This window comes from Rhizobium sp. M10 (genome assembly GCF_002531955.1).
Lineage (GTDB): Bacteria > Pseudomonadota > Alphaproteobacteria > Rhizobiales > Rhizobiaceae > Rhizobium > Rhizobium etli_C.
Window position 1 is genome coordinate 42612 of the sequence record NZ_NWTA01000008.1, and the last position, 19473, is coordinate 62084.

Annotated in this window: 18 protein-coding genes and 1 pseudogene; 10 read left to right on the forward strand and 9 right to left on the reverse strand. The window is 62.0% G+C overall.

All coding sequences use genetic code 11. From position 1 onward, the window contains the following. The first annotated feature begins 151 nt into the window (after positions 1-151). From CO671_RS14915 to CO671_RS14925, 3 genes are read left to right on the forward strand one after another with little or no spacing between them, the layout of a single operon-like run. On the forward strand, positions 152-466 hold the full coding sequence (locus CO671_RS14915; protein WP_097606739.1) for a plasmid stabilization protein: 315 nt from the start codon (positions 152-154) through the stop codon (positions 464-466). A 55-nt stretch (positions 467-521) separates the two neighbouring features. Beyond that, positions 522-812 (forward strand): DUF3175 domain-containing protein, encoded by a 291-nt coding sequence (locus CO671_RS14920; protein ID WP_064685727.1) that lies wholly within the window; start codon positions 522-524, stop codon positions 810-812. A 6-nt stretch (positions 813-818) separates the two neighbouring features. Beyond that, complete coding sequence (locus CO671_RS14925) at positions 819-1544, forward strand: glutathione S-transferase (RefSeq protein ID WP_097606563.1); 726 nt, start codon at positions 819-821, stop codon at positions 1542-1544. A 9-nt stretch (positions 1545-1553) separates the two neighbouring features. Here CO671_RS14925 and ligD read toward each other — a convergent pair whose 3' ends face one another. The 6 genes from ligD to CO671_RS14955 all read right to left on the reverse strand — a co-directional run bounded on the left by ligD (position 1554) and on the right by CO671_RS14955 (position 8693). Next, positions 1554-2432, reverse strand: coding sequence for a non-homologous end-joining DNA ligase (ligD, locus tag CO671_RS14930; RefSeq protein ID WP_097606564.1), 879 nt, complete (start codon positions 2430-2432; stop codon positions 1554-1556). Further along, on the reverse strand, positions 2429-3436 hold the full coding sequence (locus CO671_RS14935) for a DNA topoisomerase IB (RefSeq protein ID WP_097606565.1): 1008 nt from the start codon (positions 3434-3436) through the stop codon (positions 2429-2431). The genes ligD and CO671_RS14935 overlap by 4 nt, the downstream gene beginning before the upstream one ends. 15 nt (positions 3437-3451) lie before the next feature. Continuing rightward, a complete protein-coding gene (gene glgX / locus CO671_RS14940) occupies positions 3452-5608 on the reverse strand; it encodes a glycogen debranching protein GlgX (protein ID WP_097606566.1) in 2157 nt (718 codons plus the stop codon). 99 nt (positions 5609-5707) lie between these two features. After that, positions 5708-6502 carry an SDR family NAD(P)-dependent oxidoreductase gene (locus CO671_RS14945; RefSeq protein WP_097606567.1) on the reverse strand — a complete coding sequence of 265 codons (795 nt, stop codon included), beginning with the start codon at positions 6500-6502 and terminating at the stop codon, positions 5708-5710. A gap of 363 nt (positions 6503-6865) precedes the next feature. Continuing rightward, the gene (locus CO671_RS14950; RefSeq protein ID WP_097606568.1) at positions 6866-8083 is read right to left on the reverse strand and encodes an MFS transporter; all 1218 of its coding nucleotides are present in this window, start codon (positions 8081-8083) and stop codon (positions 6866-6868) included. Between the two features lie 127 nt (positions 8084-8210). Then, the gene (locus tag CO671_RS14955) at positions 8211-8693 is read right to left on the reverse strand and encodes a GNAT family N-acetyltransferase (protein WP_097606569.1); all 483 of its coding nucleotides are present in this window, start codon (positions 8691-8693) and stop codon (positions 8211-8213) included. Between the two features lie 317 nt (positions 8694-9010). Between CO671_RS14955 and CO671_RS14960 the strand changes: the two genes are divergently transcribed. Further along, positions 9011-9949, forward strand: a complete 939-nt coding sequence (locus CO671_RS14960; RefSeq protein WP_097606570.1) for a transglutaminase domain-containing protein — start codon at positions 9011-9013, stop codon at positions 9947-9949. A gap of 188 nt (positions 9950-10137) precedes the next feature. Here CO671_RS14960 and pcaF read toward each other — a convergent pair whose 3' ends face one another. From pcaF to CO671_RS14975, 3 genes are read right to left on the reverse strand one after another with little or no spacing between them, the layout of a single operon-like run. Next, entirely contained in the window at positions 10138-11343 is a 1206-nt protein-coding gene (pcaF, locus tag CO671_RS14965) for a 3-oxoadipyl-CoA thiolase (RefSeq protein ID WP_097606571.1), read from the reverse strand. A 10-nt stretch (positions 11344-11353) separates the two neighbouring features. Beyond that, entirely contained in the window at positions 11354-12043 is a 690-nt protein-coding gene (locus tag CO671_RS14970) for a CoA transferase subunit B (RefSeq protein ID WP_097606572.1), read from the reverse strand. Continuing rightward, positions 12040-12747, reverse strand: coding sequence for a 3-oxoacid CoA-transferase subunit A (locus tag CO671_RS14975; protein ID WP_097606573.1), 708 nt, complete (start codon positions 12745-12747; stop codon positions 12040-12042). The genes CO671_RS14970 and CO671_RS14975 overlap by 4 nt, the downstream gene beginning before the upstream one ends. Positions 12748-12999: 252 nt before the next feature. On the opposite strand from CO671_RS14975, the gene CO671_RS14980 reads away from it, so the two are divergent. The 6 genes and pseudogenes from CO671_RS14980 (at position 13000) to CO671_RS15005 (ending at position 19414) form a co-directional block, all read left to right on the forward strand. Continuing rightward, entirely contained in the window at positions 13000-13758 is a 759-nt protein-coding gene (locus tag CO671_RS14980) for an IclR family transcriptional regulator (protein WP_097606574.1), read from the forward strand. Positions 13759-13900: 142 nt separating this feature from the next. Further along, complete coding sequence (locus CO671_RS14985) at positions 13901-14149, forward strand: plasmid stabilization protein (protein WP_097606740.1); 249 nt, start codon at positions 13901-13903, stop codon at positions 14147-14149. Further along, positions 14146-14569, forward strand: a pseudogene (locus CO671_RS14990) (type II toxin-antitoxin system VapC family toxin). The gene CO671_RS14985 and the pseudogene CO671_RS14990 overlap by 4 nt, the downstream one beginning before the upstream one ends. Before the next feature lie 113 nt (positions 14570-14682). Further along, entirely contained in the window at positions 14683-15609 is a 927-nt protein-coding gene (locus CO671_RS14995; RefSeq protein ID WP_170964986.1) for an ArsR family transcriptional regulator, read from the forward strand. 210 nt (positions 15610-15819) lie between these two features. Then, complete coding sequence (locus CO671_RS15000) at positions 15820-17328, forward strand: alpha-N-arabinofuranosidase (RefSeq protein ID WP_010033088.1); 1509 nt, start codon at positions 15820-15822, stop codon at positions 17326-17328. A 181-nt stretch (positions 17329-17509) separates the two neighbouring features. After that, the gene (locus tag CO671_RS15005; protein WP_097606575.1) at positions 17510-19414 is read left to right on the forward strand and encodes an ABC transporter substrate-binding protein; all 1905 of its coding nucleotides are present in this window, start codon (positions 17510-17512) and stop codon (positions 19412-19414) included. Positions 19415-19473 lie beyond the last annotated feature (59 nt).

Here is a 19473-nt window from a genome sequence, read left to right on the forward strand (position 1 = left end):
GGATTATGCAGGCTTTCCCCTCGAAAACCTGACGAAACCGGCTTTTGTTCCGAAATCCGGGGCAATGACCTCCGAAGGAACTTTTGCGCTCCGCACCGGTTGGACTGGCTTCAAACGCATTGCATCGCTTTGCAAACAACAGGAGGCGAAGATGCCGCGAGGAGACAAATCCGACTATACCGACAAGCAGAAGCGCAAGGCCGAGCATATCGAGGAAAGCTACGAGGATCGCGGCGTTTCCGAGAAGGAAGCTGAACGGCGTGCCTGGGCGACGGTCAACAAGGAAAGCGGCGGCGGCAACAAATCCGGATCCGGCCACGGCAAGAAGGATACGCATGAATCCTCAGAAAAGGGCGGACGCGCCGGCGGCGCTGCATCGGCGGCGCGCTCGAAAGAGGAGCGGTCCGCCTCGGCCAAGAAGGCTGCAGCGACGCGCAAACGCAACGAGCTCCACAGCCACCACTAAGGATGGCGGAAACGGCGGCGGCCTGCGCCGCCCGTATCCGGCAAATGGATTCGCCATGGCCAAATCGAAGAAGAAATGGTCGCAGGATGTCACCGAACACAGCGACGCAATGGATCTGAAGGAAGGCGTGTTCAAATCGGACGATCCGAAGAAGATTGCCCGCTCTGTCAAGCATTCTGCCGAAGAGAGCCATCGCCGCAAGTCGAGCCCGTTTCGCGCGGCCATGTCGATGCTGACCTTCTACATCAACCGCGCCGGCGACCAATTGACGAAAAAACGACGGGCCACTCTTGAAGAAGCCAAGGACGAACTGCGAAAAGACTTCGGTCGTAAACCGAAGGATTAAGCTGAGATGACCTATGAGCTTTATTACTGGGACGGCATCCAGGGGCGTGGCGAGTTCGTCAGGCTGGCGCTGGAAGAGGCCGGCGCCGATTACGTCGACATTACCCGTGACCCCGGCCGAGGCACCGGCGCCATGTTCGACATTATCAAAAGCGAAAGCGAACCGTACATCCCCTTCGCGCCGCCCTTCCTGAAGGATGGCGATCTGATTGTCCCGCATGTCGCCAACATCCTGTTTTATCTCGGCCCGCGGCTGGGGCTCGCGCCCAGGGATGAGGGCCTTCGACATGTCGCCAACGGCCTGCAGCTCACCATCACCGATTTCGTCGCCGAGGTGCACGACACGCATCACCCGATCGACATGGGGCGATATTACGAGGAGCAGAAGCAGGAGGCGAAGGCCCGCTCGGCGGCCTTTATCGGCCAGCGCATTCCGAAGTACCTCGGCTATTTCGAACGTGTGCTGCGGCAGAACCCTGATGGTTCCGGCCATATCGTCGGCGACGCGCTGACCTATGTCGACCTTTCGCTCTTCCAGGTGATCGAAGGCCTGACCTATGCCTTTCCGAAGGCCATGGCCAAACGCAAGGCCGATTACCCCGCCCTTCTGGCCCTGCATGCTGCGGTGGCAAAGCGGCCGAACATCGCTCGCTATCTGGCCTCCCCTCGCCGCCTCGCCTTCAACGAGGAAGGGATTTTCAGACATTATCCCGAGCTCGACAGCACGGAATGAGCGGGCCATTCACGGCAGCGGCACGGCCGCCTCGAAGAAATCACCCCAGGGATCGCGCGGCCTGGTCTCCAGCCGCTGCGGCACATTGGCGAGAGCGAAGGCGGCCGGACCGCTGAGTTCCTTCAGCTCGGACCAATCGAGCGGCATCGACACCGGCGCACCGGGCCGCGCCCGCGTCGAATAGGGCGCGACCGCCGTGCTGCCGCGGCCGTTGCGGAGATAATCGATATAGATATGCCCACCGCGTTTTGCCTTCGTCGCCGTTGCCAGATATTTCTCCGGCGCGTCGGCCGACATGCTTTCGGCAAGCGTATGGGCGAAATCCTTCACCTCGGCCCAGCCGGCCTTCGGCGCAAGCGGCGCCACCACATGCAGCCCCTTGCCACCGGAGGTCTTGACGAAGGCGGCAAGCCCGCGGGCTTCCAGCCGCGCCTTTACGTCAAGCGCTGCCGATGTCACCGCGCTCCAGGCCACGTCCTCGCCGGGATCGAGATCCATGATGATCATATCGGGTGTTTCCCAATGATCGGTCGTCGTGCCCCAGGGGTGAATTTCAAGTGCGGCCGATTGCACCAGCGCGACAAGCCCGTCGAAATCGGAAATGCGCAGCAGTTTCTCGCCGTCCGCGTCCTCAGGGTCGGCGATCTCCTCGATATGGGAATTCATGCCTTTCCAGCCGTGTTTCTGGAAAAACCGCTGGTGGCTTTTAATGCCGTCCGGCAGGCGCAACAGCGCCAACGGCCGGTTGACGAGATAAGGTGCCATGAAACGCCAGACAGCGGCGTAATAATCCGCCAGCTTCTGCTTGGTCACGCCCTCGTCCGGCCAGTAAAGCCGGTCGGGATGGGTGAGGGATACGTCCGATGTCGGCGGGTTTGCAGGGCTCATTCCTCGATCTCGCGTGTCAGGAAATCAAGTAGCCTGTTTTCTTCCGCCCGCAAGCCCCGCAGCGGCTCGTTGCGACCCTCGATCACAGGATGGTCATTGCCGGCGAGCGCGATGATCGCCGGATGGATGTAGCTCGAGCGTGAAATTGCCGGCGTATTGTGCAGCGCCTCGGCCGCCGCCTCCGACATTTCCTTGACCGTCGGCCGCCCGCCGCCGCCAATTCTTTCGCGCGCCATGCCGAAGGCCGCCAGCGATCCGGCCCAGGTGCGAAACGTCTTGGCGGAGATCGGAATGCCCGATATCTCGGCCAGATAGGCATTCAGCCGGCCGGAATCGACCGGTTTCAGCGCCCCGCCTTCATCCTTCCAGACGAAGAGCTGGCGGCCGGGCAGATCGGCAATCTCCTCCAGGATCTTCTGCAGCCTGGGATGCTTGAGGCTGCGCTGGACGCGCTTGCCGCCCTTGGCGCGAAACCTCAACTCGATCCGCCCGTCGACGATCTTCAGGTGCCGCTTCAACAGCGTCGTTGCGCCATAGGTGCCGTTCTCCCTGACATAGGCCTGGTTGCCGACCCGCAGATGCGCCTCGTCGAGCAGCGTCGTCAAAGCCGCCAGCACGCCGTTGACATCCTCCGCACCGGTATCGAGATGGCGCAGCACGGTGCGGCGGATCTTCGGCAATGCCCGACCGAATTCGATCAGCTGATGGAATTTTCCGGCGCTGCGGAAGGATTGCCACTCCTTGTGATAACGGTATTGCTTGCGCCCGCGCGCATCGATGCCGGTCGCCTGGAGATGACCGTTCTCGTAGAGACAGATCCAGACATTCTCATAGGCCGGCGGCAGGCCGAGCGCGCCGATGCGCGCCCGCTGCAACTCATCGGCAAGCGTCGTGCCATCAGGCATCACATAGCTGAAGCCCTTGCCTTTCCTTCGTCTGCGGATGCCCGGTTCGGTATCGCTGACATAGATGAGGCCAAGATCGGTGATGGCTTCGGCATTCATGCTGTTGACGACCTGCTATTTGCCGCGGCGACCAAACTGGAACCACCGGCGGCGCTGGGCCTTCGTCGCCCCCTCCGGCGGCTGGGTCTGTCCTTTCGGCGCAAACACGGCCAGGCTCTGGGTGTAAACCATGAAGGGATTGTCCTGATCGTGCACATCGAAGGCGCCGGTCTCCGCCCCGGTGTCGAGAACCCGGGACCACTTTTTCAGGCCGTTCACGACAGGCAGATGAACCTCGCAGTCACCGCCGGCGTTGAAGACCAGGAAGAGGTCGTCCATCGCCTCGGTATCCGGCGCATGCGCGCTTTTCGAGAGGTAGACGCCGAGCACTTGCAGTCCGTCGTCGTTCCAGGCCCCGTCGTCCATGAAACTGCCGTCCGGCTTGTACCAGGCGATCTCGATGCGCCCGTCCTCGCTCACCTCGCCGGTCAGGAACCGCTCCTGCCTGAGGACCGGATGGGCCTTGCGGAAGGCGACGGCCTGCCGGCAGAAATCGAGGAAGGGATCATCGAGGCCGTCCCAACCGGTCCAGCCGACCTCGTTGTCCTGGCAATAGGCGTTGTTGTTACCACCCTGGCTGTTGCCGAGCTCGTCGCCGGCCAGGATCATCGGCACGCCCTGGGAAAGCATCAGCGTCGCCATCATGTTGCGCCGCCGCCGCGCCCGCGCCGCGTTGATATCGGCGTTGTCGGTGGCGCCCTCGGCGCCCATATTGTCGGAATGATTGTCCGAATGGCCGTCCCGGTTGTCCTCGCCGTTCGCCTCGTTGTGCTTGCCGTCGAAGGAGACGGTGTCCATCAGGGTGAAGCCGTCATGGGCCGACAGGAGATTGATCGAGGAGGTCGCCCCCCGGTCCGAATGGTTGAACTGCAGCGCCGAGCCGGTGATCCGCGCCGCCAGTTCCGACACCATGCCGCCGTCGCCCTTCCAGAAACGGCGCACGTCGTCGCGGAACTTGTCGTTCCACTCGCGGAAAGGATGCGGGAAACCGCCGACCTGATATCCGCCTTCGCCGATATCCCAGGGTTCGGCGATCAGCTTCACCCCGGCCAGGATCGGATCCTGTCTTATGGCGCCGAAGAACAGACCCTGACGGTCGAATTCCAGATCCTGCCGGCCGAGCGTACTGGCGAGATCGAAGCGGAACCCGTCGATATGCATGACCCCGACCCAATAGCGCAGGCTGTCGAGCACCATGCGCATCACCATCGGATGGGCGACGTTCAACGTATTGCCGGTGCCTGTCGTATCGAAGGTGTGGCGGGGATCATCGGGGGAAAGGATATAATAGCTCGCATTGTCGAGGCCGCGGAAGGACAAGGTCGGCCCCTTCTCGCTGCCTTCGGCGGTGTGGTTGTAGACCACGTCCATGATCACCTCGATGCCGGCGGCATGGAACTTCTTCACCATGGTCTTGATTTCGGTGATCTTGTCGCCGGACATGTAGCGCGATTGCGGCGCGAAGAAGCCGAGCGTCTGGTAGCCCCAGTAGTTGCGAAGGTTCTTTTCCAGCAGATAACGATCGTCGAGGAAATACTGGATCGGCAGGAGCTCGATCGCCGAGATGCCGAGCTTGACGAGATGGTCGATGATCGGATCGCTGCACATGCCGAGAAAGGTGCCGCGCAGCCGCTCCGGCACCTTCGGATGCGTCATCGTCAGGCCGCGCACATGCGCCTCGTAGATGATGGTGTCGGGCCAGGGGCGGCGGATCGCCTCTTCACCGGCCCAGTCGAAATCCGGATCCTGCACCACGCTCTTGACCGTGAAGGGCGCACTGTCGCGGTCATCGAAGGAAAGATCGTCCTCGCCGATCCGGTAGCCGAACAGCGCGTCGTCCCATTTGAGGTCGCCCGTTACCTGCTTGGCATAGGGATCGAGCAAGAGCTTGTTCGGATTGAAGCGATGACCGGCCTGCGGGTCATAGGGCCCATGGGCGCGATAGCCGTAGACCGTACCGGGGCCAACGCCGGCGATATAGCCCGACCAGATGTCGCCCTCGCGTTTCGGCAGCGGCAGCCGCGCGATCTCTTCCACTCCGTCGGGAGAGAAGAGGCAAAGTTCGATCTGTTCCGCATGGGCCGAGAAGACGGCGAAGTGGGTGCCTGAACCAATATATTCCGCCCCGAGCTCCGGTTTGAGGAAGTCGAGTTCCGAAAATGAAAAGCTCATGGTGCCCCGCTTGAAAATATGGCCAAGCGGGAAACGTGACGGCGGTTCGAAAGTTCCCTTGCGAGGGAAAAGGAAGAGAGAACCTCCGGCGAGAATGACTTATGGCATCAGCTGACCGCCATTGACCTCGATGATCTGCCCGGTGATGTAGCCTGAAAGTGTCGGCGAGGCGAGAAACAGATAGGCGCCGACGCAATCCTCCGAGGTGCCGACGAAACCCATCGGGATCGACTTGCGCTGCAGCTCCATCTGCTCGTCATCGGTATAACGCTCGTGGAAAGGAGTGGCGATGACGCCCGGCGCTACGGCATTGACGCGGATCCTGTCGGAGACGAATTCCTTGGCATGACCGCGGGTGATCGTCGAGACGAAGCCCTTGGACGCCGCATAGAGGATGGCGCCATTGCCGCCGCCGTTGCGGGCGGCGATCGAGGTGGTGTTGATGATGAAGCCGCCCTGCTTTTTCAGCCAGGGATGGGCCGCACGCGTCGCCGCCAGCACCGAGCGGGCATTGAGATCCATCACCGCGGCATAATGCGCGTCGGTATATTCCGAAGTCGGCTTGCGCCCCAGCATGCCGCCGGCATTGTTGATGAGGCCGTCGAGATGACCGAAGGTCTTCGCCGTCTCTTCGACGACCCGCTCCGTCTCGCCTTCCCGCGACACGTCGCCCTGGATCAGATGCACGGTGCCGCCGGCAGCCCGGATCTCCTCGCCAAGCTTCTCCGCCGGCTCGCGGCTGGCATTATAATGCACGCCGACCTTGGCGCCCTGCGCCGCAAAGGCGCGGGCGAGCGCCGCCCCGATGCCGGTCGAGGCGCCGGTGATCAGCACGGCCTTGCCGGCGAGATCCGGCAGTCTGATGGATGCGAGCAATTGAGCAAGTTCTGCCATGGCTAGGACAGCCTCCCGAAAACAAAGGACATAGGTGATGAAACAGACAGGGGAAGTCTATCAGCCGAAATCGGCGAAGGGCAATGCACGAAAGCGGGAGATTTGTATGGAGGGGGATGTCGTGGCTGGCCGGTGCGGGCCGACCAAGACCCCTCCCCAACCCCTCCCCACAAGGGGGAGGGGCTAGCGTGCCGCACCACTTCAGGTAACCCTCCATCGTACCAATTCGTCGAACGGTAACAGCCCGCAGGACCACTCCTTTTGATCACTGCCGGGGACCGCAGTGTAGCCCCTCCCCCTTGTGGGGAGGGGTTGGGGAGGGGCGTTGGTCTCGCAGACCTCCTCGATCGGAATGGAACCTCATCAAGGAGCCACACCCAAGGCCGGCTGCGGCTTCTGGCGAGCCAGCGGCGGGAAGGCCAGCGCGATCGCCGCCGCTCCGAGGCCAACCATGGCGGAGCCGATGAACAGCCAGGAATAATCGGCAAAGGTGTCGAAGATCCAGCCGCCGATCAGCGGACCGAAGGCCATGCCGAGGCTGGAGAGCATCGTCGCCGCGCCCAAGACGGTGCCGATGATGCGCTGGCCGAAATATTCCCGCGCCAGCACCGCATAGAGCGGCATCACGCCGCCATAGGCGCTGCCGAAGATAATGGCGAGCGCGTGGAATTGGGTCAACTCGCTGACCAAGAGATAGGTCGCCAGCGCCCCGGCCTGCACAGCGAGGCCGGCGACCAGCACCGGCTTCACGCCGATCCGGTCGGCAAGGCTGCCATAGAGCAGCCGGCCGCCGAGACCGGCCAGGCCCTCGACGCTGTAGATGCTGACGGCGGCCATCGGAGCGACGCCGCAGATCGTCGCATAATTCACCATGTGGAAGATCGGCCCGGAATGGGCCGCACAACAGGCAAAGAAGGTGAGGCCGAGCACGCTGAATTGCGGCGAGCGGAAGACCTTCGACAGCTGAGGCCGGGCACCCTCCGCGGCGAACTCGGTGCCGGCATCGGCGGTTTCGGCAAGCGGGCGCTGCCTGACCAGCAGGGCGGCCGGCACCAGCAGCACCCAGGTTGCAATGCCGATGATCAGCATCGCGGGCCGCCATTCATAGGCCGAAATCAGCCAGCGCGCGAAAGGCGAGATCGTCATCGGCGCCACGCCCATGCCGGCGGAGACGAGCGACACGGCAAGCCCGCGATTGACGTCGAACCAGGCGGTCGTCGCCGCGATCATCGGCGCGAAGAAGGCGCTGGCGGCCAATCCGACCAGGAGTCCGTAGGTCAGCTGGAATTGCATGAGCGTCTCGGCGCGGCTCGCGAGCACCAGCGCCAGACCGAGCAGCACGGATCCGATCATCACCACGATGCGCGGCCCGAAGCGGTCGCTGGCCGCACCCCAGAGGAAGCCGCCGAAACCCATGACGATGAAATTCAGCGTCATCGCGCTGGCAATGCCGACATGCGACCAGCCGGTCGCGCTCGCGATCGGCTCCTGGAAAATCGCCAGCGAGAACATCGCGCCGATTGCCACGCAGGACATCAAAGCGCCGACGGCGACAATGACCCAACGATAGGGAACACTCATGGCTTCCAACCTCCATGCCGACAGTGATCGCGACGATGCGGCCGGCTTGCCGCATTTCGCCTACGATCAATGACGTTTGGAGCGCCGCGAATTCGACACCGCCCTCCCATCTTTTTTCCGGACAATCCTACAGGGTGCGGAACATCACAAGTGCGTCGACATAACCGTCGGTCGGATGGAGGAAGACGCCGGGAAGCCGGCCGACGATGTCGAAGCCGAGAGATTGCCACAGCTCGACGGCGCGGCGATTGCTGCTGACGACGAAATTGAACTGCATCGCCCGAAAGCCCCTTTCGCGGGCATGCTCCAGCGAATGCTCATGCATGCGGCGGGCGACGCCACGGCCAGCCGCCGCAGCATCGGTCATATAGCCGCAATTGCAGACATGGCGCCCGCCGCCGGCCTGATTGGCCTTGATGTAATAGGTGCCGAGGATGACGCCGCCCTCTTCGGCGACGAAGGTCTCGCGGTCCGGCCCCATCCAGTAGGCGAGCGCATCGGTTTCGGAGAGATCGCGGTCGAGCGCATAGGTCTCGCCGGCACGGATCGTCGGGCCGATGATCCTCCAGATGGCACTTCGGTCGTCGTTGTTTGCAGGTCGGATCAGCATGCCCGGTTTCTAGCGAAGCCTGATCTGGCGCGCAACCGACCCGCATCTGCCGGCACGTGCCGGAAGCCCCACGCGTAACCAGCCTCAGACCTTTTTCGAGTACGCGAGTGCAATTGCTATCGCCGGCTGGCGCAGATCCACAACGCCGCCAGCGACTTTCGCGCGGCTCCCGAAAGCTCCGGTGCCGTGATGCTCGCCTGAGATGCACCGCGGGCGGACGAACCAGCGCTCAAATCTCCGCAACGCGGATCAAACACCCGATTGAACGCTGTGGCAGAACAGGCGAACCGGCATCTGGCCCCGCAGGAGGTTGTAATATGAACGTCAAAATCTTTTCCAACCATTGCGAGCACAACGACCGCGCTCAGCATCGCAAGCTTCAACATTATACGAAGCATTCACTCTTCAGCGCGCCCGGGCGCCATTCCGCACTCCTCGATATGCTGCCGTCCGATCCGTCGGGCGTCGCCCGCACGGTGCAGGCTCTGCTGATCTACGAACACGCCGCAGAACCACTCTATGGTTACAAGGTTCCCGACGCGCGCCGCGCCGAAAGCCATATCCGCCCGATCGAGAAGATGGTTGATGCGTTGCTGGCGCTTGACGATCGTCCGCTTTCCTGTGCCCGGGCGCCCGGGAAGCGCCTGGTCGGCATTTGCCGCCACTACATGTTACTGTCCATCGCAATCCTTCGCCACCACGGCGTTCCCGCTCGAGGCCGGGGAGGGTTCGGCGCCTACTTTAATCCCGGCAAATTCGAAGATCACTGGGTTTGCGAATACTGGAGCGCGAGTGATGGACGCTGGGCGCTGCTGGACAGCCAGCTCGACGAGGTTTTCATCCGCAAGCTCGGAATTGGCTTCGACATCCATGACGTTCCACGCGACCAGTTCTTGACCGCGTCCGACGCCTGGCGCAGATGCCGCACCGGAGAACTCGATCCGACCTTGTTCGGCATCGAGTTCGCACAGCTTCGTGGTCTGTGGTTCATCGCTGGGAACCTGATCCGCGACCTCGCCACCCTCAACGGTCGCGAAGTCCTGCCCTGGGACGTTTGGGGTGCACAACCCGCACCAAATTCAACGCTTTCGGACTCCGAACTGGATTTCTTTGACGAGATCGCCTTGGTTACGGCCGATCCGGATGCAGACTTCGACGCGTTGAACCGGCGTTTTTTCGAAGATACGAAACTAAGGCTGCCCGGAAGCGTCTTCAACTCATTGCGCGAGCGTCATGAAAGAGTGTTAGAGGGCTGAGACGCCGCGCGGAGTGTCATACGCTGCCGCGGCGAGTACCCTGGCTCTCCTGCTACCATTCTGCCCTCGTGCATCGGCCAAATGGGACATCCGGTCCCAGGATCTGCGCCTGTGATAAGGTGGCTATGGCGCCGGAACGCCGGGAGTTGGGGATGTGGCGGTCTCTCGGGATCTGACGTGCCGCGCCCTCAGGCCCTTTCCAGTGCGATTGCGATCCCCTGCCCGACGCCAATGCACATCGTCGACAGCGAGTATTTTCCGCGGGCTTCGGCAAGCTCCAGCGCCGCTGTGCCGGTAATGCGGGCGCCCGACATGCCCAAGGGATGGCCGAGCGCGATGGCGCCGCCATTGCGGTTGACCCGCTGGTCGTCATCGGCAATGCCGAGCGCGCGCAGCACCGCCAGGCCCTGGCTGGCAAAGGCTTCATTGAGTTCGATGACGTCGAACTGTTCCTGGCTCATTCCGAGCCGGGCCATCAGCTTGCGCGAAGCCGGGATCGGCCCGACGCCCATGACACGTGGCGGGACGGCGGCGGAGGCGCCACCGAGGATGCGGGCGATCGGCGTCAGGCCATATTTCCGCGCCGCCGCTTCCGAAGCGACGATCAGTGCCGCCGCGCCGTCATTGACGCCGGAGGCATTGCCTGCGGTGACCGTGCCCCCCTCTTTCTTGAAGGGTGTGGCGAGTTTCGCCAGCGTCTCCATCGTCGTCGCACGCGGATGTTCGTCCCTGTCGACGACGACGGGATCGCCCTTGCGCTGCGGAATGGTGACCGGGGTGATTTCCTTCGCCAATCGTCCGCTCGCCTGGGCGGCGGCGGCCTTAGCCTGGCTGCGCACCGCAAAGGCATCCTGATCCTCGCGGCTGACATGATAGTCCGCGGCGACATTCTCGCCGGTCTCCGGCATGGAATCGACGCCGTACTGCTTCTTCATCACAGGGTTGACGAAACGCCAGCCGATCGTGGTGTCGTGAATTTCCGCCGCCCGCGAAAAGGCGGTCTCGGCCTTCGGCATGACGAAGGGCGCCCGCGACATGCTTTCGACGCCACCGGCGATCATCAATTCGGCCTCGCCGGCGCGGATGGCGCGTGCGGCGGTGATCACCGCATCCATGCCGGAGCCGCACAGCCGGTTGATCGTCGTGCCCGGCACGGCGATCGGCAGGCCGGCCAGGAGCGCCGACATGCGCGCGACATTGCGGTTGTCCTCACCCGCCTGGTTGGCGCAGCCGAAGATCACGTCGTCGACGGCTTCCCAGTCGACGGCGCCGTTGCGCTGCATCAGCGCCTTCAGCGGGATGGCGCCGAGATCGTCGGCGCGCACCTGGGAGAGCGAGCCGGCGAAGCGGCCGATCGGCGTCCTGATATAGTCGCAGATAAAGGCTTCGGTCATGGCTTTTCCCTTAAAGTTTCGGAACGACGAGATCGGCAACCGGCCCGTCGACATGCAGCGGCGCACCGGTCATCGCCTGCAATTCCTCCTCAGACATCGCGGCCAGCTTCTCGCGCAGGACGAAGCGGCCGTTGACGATGTCGATGACGGCGTGGCTGGTATAGACCCGGGTGATGCAGGCCACACCGGTCAGCGGGAAGGTGCATTTCTCCACCAGCTTCGGCTCGCCCGTTTTGGTGACGTGCTCGGTGATGACGCAGACCTGCTTGGCGCCGTGCACGAGATCCATGGCGCCGCCGACAGCCGGCACGCCCTTGCTGCCCACGCGCCAGTTGGCGAGATCGCCGTTCTGCGCGACCTGATAGGCACCGAGGATGGCGACATCGAGATGGCCGCCGCGCACCATGGCGAAACTGTCGGCGTGGTGGAAGAAGGCCGCGCCCGGCTTCAGCGTCACAGCCTTCTTGCCTGCATTGATCAGATCCCAGTCCTCCTCACCTTCCGCCGGCGGCTCACCGAAATTCAGGATGCCGTTTTCGGTGTGGAAGATCGCTTCACGGCCGGGCGGCTGATAGCGGGCGACCATTTCGGGAAAGCCGATGCCGAGGTTCACATAGGCGCCGTCGGCGATATCCTGGGCGGCGCGCCAGGCGATCTGCGCATTGGTGAGTTTGATGTCTTCTCTGATATCGACGGTCATACGTAGGCCACTCCGGCTCGAATGAGCTCTTCTTCCTGCTGCGGATTGGGAACGGCAACGACACGATCGACGAAGATGCCGGGGGTCACCACATGCTCGGGATCGATGCCGCCGGCGGGCACGATCGATGAGACCTGGACAATGGTCTTCGCCGCCGCCATGCACATCAGCGGATTGAAATTGCGGCCGGCCTTGTTGTAGGTGAGGTTGCCGTGGATATCCCCCACCGCAGCCTTCACAATGGCGAAGTCGGCCTTCAGCCAGCGCTCCTGCACATAATGGCGGCCATCGAATTCGGCGATGACCTTGCCTTTCGCGAGTTCGGTGCCGTAGCCGGTCGGCGTGTAGAAGGCCGGAATGCCGGCGCCGCCGGCGCGGATGCGCTCGGCCAGCGTGCCCTGCGGCACCAGTTCGAGCTCGATTTCGCCGGCCAGGTATTTGTCGGTGAAAGCGCGCGGATCCGACGAGCGCGGGAACGAGCAGATCATCTTTCTGACCATGCCGGCATCGATCATCGCCGCGATGCCGATGCGGCCGTTGCCGGCATTATTGTTGATGACGGTGAGATCCTTGCAGCCCTTGTCGATCAGGGCGTGGATCAATTCGATCGGTGCCCCCGAACCGCCGAAACCACCGATCATGACGGTCGCACCGTCACCGATCTCGGAGACGGCCTGCGCCGTGCTCCCGACTGTCTTGTCCATGCCGGATTCTCCTTGGCTCGATCGTGTGGGCAGCTCGCCATCGCGTCTTCCTGTTCAGAGATAAAGCGCGGCAGGGGCATTCTGCAAGATATTTTGTGCGATATTTGACATTTGTTCATATATCGCACAATGAGGAGCGGTCGGGCGCAGCCCGAGCAATCGATCCAGTGAATCGATTGCAGCGACGAATGCCCGAAGCGCAAGCGAAGGGCGGAGCGGTATAAAATGTGGTTTTGACGACAGGAGCCAACAATGCGCGAAACCGATTTCGTCAGCGGCTTTGCCCGCGGTCTGAAAGTCATCGAAGCCTTCGGCGAGACACGGCCGCGGCTCTCGATCGCCGAGGCCTCGAAGCTGACGGCGCTCGACCGCGCCACCGTGCGCCGCTCGCTGCTGACGCTCGCCGAACTCGGCTATGCCGATTATGACGGCAAGTTCTTCACACTGACGCCGAAGATCCTGCGGCTCGGCCATGCCTATCTCTCAGCGACGCCGCTGCCGGCGCTGTTGCAGCCGCATCTCGATCATCTCTCGGAACGCGCCGGCCAGAGCGCTTCGGCCTCCGTGCTCGACGGCATCGAAATCGTCTATGTCGCCCGGGCCTCGCAGCGCCGGGTCATGTCGATCAATCTCACCCCGGGCAGCCGCCTACCGGCCTATTGCGCCTCAATGGGCCGTGTGCTGCTCGCAGCCCTTCCCGAAAGCGAGGCCCGCGCCATCCTTGCCCGCAGCGAGCTGAAGCAAAACACTGCCAATACCAAGACCGATCCCGAGGAACTCATTGCCGAATTCCGGCGCGTGCGCGCGGACGGCTATGCCGTCATCGATCAGGAGCTGGAGATCGGCCTCTGCTCGATCGCCGTGCCTGTTGAAAACGACCGCGGCGAAACGGTCGCGGCGATCAATATCGGCGCGCCGGCCGCCCTCGTCCCGGCGGCGGAGATGAAAGACCGCTATCTGCCATTGCTGAAGGAAACGCAGGCCGCATTGCGGCCGCTCCTGCACCGTTGACGGCAGCTTAAAGCGAGCGGCCCCGGTCGGAGGGCATTGACCCGCGCCCTACCCTTTCTGTGGGACCTGAGAACGGGAACGCATCCGCTGGCCGTTGAACCTGCAATCAATGATTTATATGCTGTCATTGATGAATGGAGGCATGGCCAGCATGACGATCCGCAATCTCGATGAGGGATTGAAGCAGCGGCTGCGCGTCCGCGCCGCGACGCATGGCCGTTCAATGGAAGACGAAGCACGCGATATTCTGCGTACGGCACTTGCGACCACCGAGCCGGAGGCGCGCAATCTCGCCGATACTATCCGCGCCCGCCTGCAATCGGTCGGCGGAATTGAGCTCGAAATTCCGCCCCGGCAGCCGATCCGTGACACGCCGGACTTTGACGTGTGATCATTCTCGATACCAACGTCATTTCGGAACTGCTCACACCCCGTACCGAATGCGGCTGTGAGCAAATGGCTGGGCGTACAACATGCATCATCGGTATTCACGACCGCGATTACCGAAGCGGAAATTCTACATGGCTTGCGTCTCCTTCCTCACGGGCGGCGCCGGAGTGATCTCGAAACGGCAATCCTGCCAATATTCAACGAGGATATGAGCGGCCGCGTCCTGCCATTCGATCGTGACGCGGCAGACGTCTACGCCATCATTGCCACCGATCGCCGCAAGGCTGGCAGGCCGATCAGCCAGTTCGATGCACAGATCGCAGCCATTACCATCTCGCGCGGCGCTTCGCTCGCAACGCGCAACGTGTCCGATTTTGAGGGAATTGGCTTGCAAATCCTCAATCCGTGGGAAATCCGCTAACCCTCCGCGCGTAGAATTCCAGGCCTACACGGGTTATCACGGCCGGCGCAGCCGTTCCCTCTTGATGTATCATAATTTCCGATATACATCATTTCATCGGAATCATTGGGGGAATGATGGAACGTTCGTTTTTGACGATTGCCGCCGGCGAGAATAGTGAGGCGATCCGCGCACTTTCTGCCCCGGCGCGGATCGAGATTCTCAAGCTGCTCTGCGCCAAGGGGCCGATGAATATCAACGATATCGCGCGCGCTTTGTCTCTCCCCCAATCCACGGTCGCCACCGGCATTCAGATTTTGGAAGACGCACGGCTTGTCGACTCGCAGCTGGCAAAAGCGCGGAAGGGGAACCAGAAGATCTGCTCGGCGATCTACAGCGAGATCCTGATCAGCTTCGAGGAAAGTGCGGCGCAACGAGCCAACAACATCATCGAAGTCGAGATGCCGGTGGGACTCTACACCAGCTGCGACGTCCATGCACCATGCGGCCTTTGTTCCACCGAGAGCGTCATCGGCCCCCTCGATGTGCCGGACTATTTCCTCGATCCGCAACGCATGCAGGCCGGGCTCGTCTGGTTCGGAAGAGGCTATGTCGAGTATAAATTCCCCAACAATGCCAAGGTGTTGAACAAGGATATCCGCGCCATCGAGTTTTCGCTAGAGCTGTCGTCTGAGGTGCCCGGCACCAATCCGGACTGGCCCTCCGACATCACGCTCTGGGTCAATGGCATGGCGATCGGAACCTGGACGTCGCCTGGCGATTACGGCGACAAGCGCGGCGTCTTCACCCCGGCCTGGTGGAAGCTCGAGGGCTCGCAATATGGGATGATGAAGACCTGGCGCATCTCGACGCGCGGAACCTTCATCGACGGTGTCGCCGCATCGAATGTCACGCTCGGCGATCTCGCGCTCGGCCAGCATTCCTCCATCCGGCTACGCGTCGGCATCGCCGAGAATGCCGGCCATACCGGCGGCGTCAATATTTTCGGCCGTGGCTTCGGAAATCACGGGCGCGACATCATCATGCGGCTCCATGTGTGATCAATCAATATCGGAAATTTTGATTTAAAAACGCCGGTTGTTTTTCGATTTCGCGATGGATGAGATACGATAACATACTGTAAATACGTTATTTTTACCGAAAAATGAATTAGTATGATAAAAGATGTAGCTCGGTTGACAGAACGACATTCCTGATATCAAGTTAGGGGCAAGAAAACAAAATTTCTGATACATAAATGGGAGGATCCGTTGAAGACGAATGTCGTTGCCCACCGCGATTTCCGCATCGCGACCATTGACGCCAGGCTCTACAGTTCATTCCTCGAGCATCTCGGCAGAGCGATCTACGGCGGCATCTACGAGCCCGGACATCCGACAGCCGATGAGGACGGTTTCCGCCGCGATGTTCTCGACCTCGTCCGTGATCTCGACACGCCCTACTGCCGTTATCCCGGCGGCAATTTCGTTTCAGCCTATAATTGGGAAGACGGCGTCGGCCCGCGCTCGGAGCGCCCGGTTCGTCTCGACCTTGCCTGGCGCACCCGCGAAGCCAATCAGATCGGCGTCAACGAATTCGTCGACTGGTGCAAGAAGGCGAACACCAAGCCGATGCTCGCCGTCAACCTCGGCTCCCGCGGCCTCGATGCCGCCCGCAATTTCCTCGAATATTGCAATCATCCCGGCGGCACCTATTGGTCGGATCTGCGCCGCAAACACGGCTGGGCCAATCCGCACGATGTGAAATTGTGGTGCCTCGGCAATGAGATGGACGGCCCTTGGCAGGTCGGCCACAAATCGGCCTATGAATATGGCCGGCTGGCGGATGAGACGGCCAAGGCGATGCGCGGCTTCGACAAGTCGCTCGAACTCGTGGTCTGCGGCTCGTCCAATTCCGACATGAAGACCTATCCCGATTGGGAGGCACAGGTCCTCGAGCAGTGCTACGACAGCGCCGACTATATCTCGCTGCATATGTATTTCGCCAACCGCGAGAAGAACACGCTGAATTATCTCGCTCGGGCGACCAAGCTCGACCGCTACATCACCACGATCGGCGGCGTGATCGACTATATCAAGGCGAAGAAGCGCTCGAAGAAGACGATCGGCATTTCCTTCGATGAATGGAACGTCTGGTATCATTCCAACCAGCAGGACAAGGAGATCCTGGCGCGCGACGAGTGGCCGGATGCGCCGCACCTGCTCGAAGACGTCTATAATTTCGAGGACGTGCTGCAGGTCGGCGGCATTCTCAACACCTTCATCCGCCGCTCCGACCGGGTGCGCATCGCCTGCATCGCCCAGCTCGTCAACGTCATTGCCCCAATCATGACCGAGGACGGCGGGGCTGCCTGGCGCCAGACGATCTATTACCCCTTCTACTACGCCTCCCGCTATGGCCGCGGATCGGCGCTGCAGCTGGTGGTCGATGGCCCGACCTATGACAGCGACGAGGAGAACGAGGTTCCCTATCTCGACGTCTCGGCCGTCCATTCGGAGGATGGCCGGACGCTCACCTTCTTTGCCGTCAACCGCCATCCGGACACGGCGCTCGATCTCGACGTGCGGCTGGAAGGCTTTGGCGGCGCCCGGCTGATCGAGCAGGTGGAGATGGCCCATGGCGATCTCGAAGCCGTCAATACGGCGCGGCGGCCGGAAACGGTCGTGCCCGCCAAGGTCGAGAGCGCGAGGGTTGAGGATGGACGGGTGCGGGCGGCGCTGAAACCGCTGTCTTATAACGTCATCCGGCTGTCGGTGTGACAGCCGCCGGGCCAGCCAATCGGCTTGGCTGAGAATTCGGCTCGGCTGCGAGGAGGCAGACGGGCCGGAGGGATGGTTCGCCGAAGACATGGAAGTTCCGAGGCTTCTGCGAACCGGCAACCGCGACATGCCCATGCGTGCCCCTGCGGCCGCGGCATGATCGCTTTCAAGGGAGGAGTTCATGCAAAAGTGGAAGAGGTTTGCATTCGGCTTCGTGCTGGCCACCATCGGCCTGACCGCAGTGGCCGGAGCCCAAGAATACACCTCCTTGCCGCGCAAGGAGACGCTCATCGTCGAAAATCCGGAAGGGACGATCAAGAATCCCGGCTGGTTCAACATCTGGGTCAATGGCGGCGGCGGGGTTTCGACCGGCCTGCAGCAGCTGACCATGGATACGCTCTGGTATATCGACCCGGAACAAGGGCTTGGCGGCGCGAGCTGGGACAATTCGCTCGCCGCCGACAAGCCGCAATATAATGCCGACTTCACCGAGATGACCGTGAAGCTGCGCAAGGGGCTCTACTGGAGCGACGGCGTGGAATTCACGGCCGATGACGTGGTCTATACCGTCAAGACGCAGATGGATCATCCCGGCATGGTCTGGAGTGCGGCCTTCACGGTGCAGGTGGCAAGCGTCGAGGCGACCGATCCACAGACCGTGGTGTTCAAGCTGAAGAAGCCGAATTCGCGTTTCCATTCGATTTTCACGGTGCGCTGGAACGGCGCCTGGATCATGCCCAAGCATGTCTTCGAGAAGGTGGAGGATCCGCTTCGCTACGATTTCGCCAATCCGGTCTCGCTCGGCGCCTACAAGCTGAAGGCCTATGATCCTCAGGGCCAGTGGTATACCTGGGAGAAGCGCGACGACTGGCAGCGGACCTCGCTTGCCCGCTTCGGCGAGCCGGCCCCGAAATACGTCACCTATACCGATCCAGGCCCGCCGGATAAGCGGACGATCGCCCAGCTCGAGCACAATCTCGATATCATTCACGACAATACGCCGGAGGGCATGTTCACCCTCAAGGAGAAGTCGAAGACCGTCGACACCTGGTTCCCGGGATTCCCCTTCGCCCATCCGGATCCGACGCTGCCGGCCGTCATCTTCAACACGCAGAACCCGCCCTTCGACAAGGCCGATGTGCGTTGGGCGCTTGCCCTGTTGATCGACATCAAGGCGGTCGACATGGCGAGCTACCGCGGCGCTGCGACGCTCTCGGCGCTTGGTGTGCCGCCGACGGCGGCCACGATGAAGGACTATCAGGCGCCGATGCAGGATTGGCTGAAGGACTTCGAAATCGATACCGGCAAGCGCAAGATCAAGCCGTATGACCCGACCATCGGGCAACAGATTGCCGATATCCTGCGCAAGCAGCCGAAGTTCAAGGATCAGATCCCGACCGACCCGCAGGCGATCAGCGACGCCTTCGGCTATGGCTGGTGGAAGCCGGATCCGCAGGCAGCGACCGAGCTTCTGGAAAAGGCCGGCTTCAAGAAAACCGGCGGCAAGTGGATGACGCCGGATGGTCAGCCGTTCAGAATCCGCATGACGGTGGAGGGCGACACGCGCTCCGTCTTCACCCGGGCAGGAACCCTGATCGCACAGCAATGGGCGGCATTCGGTATCGACGCCAAGGCCGTGCCCGCCGCGAAACTTTGGCAGACGGCGCTGCAGCCCGGCGATTTCGATGTGGCGATCGCCTGGAGCGTCGAGACCTGGGGCGGCGATCCCGACCTCTCCTTCTTCCTCGAAAGCTGGCACTCGCAGTTCGTAGCGAAGAAGGGTGAAAACCAGCCACCGCGCAACTGGCAGCGCTGGTCCAATCCGGAGCTCGACAAAATCATCGAGAGCATCCGCGGCATCGGTGCCGACGATCCGAAAGGCATCGAGCTCGGCAAGGACTATCTGAAGCTGGTCGCCCGCGAAATGCCGACGATCCCGCTGATGTCCTATAACGTCTTCACCTCGATGGATACGACCTATTGGACCGGCTATCCGACGATCAAGGACCCCTATACGGATCCGGTGCCGAACTGGGCGAATTCGAGGCTGATGATGGTCAAGCTGAAGCCGGCTCAACCGAAATAAACCTCCCAACGCCGGCGCGTGAGCCATCGCGCCGGCCCCCTCATCGGCGGGCATGTGCC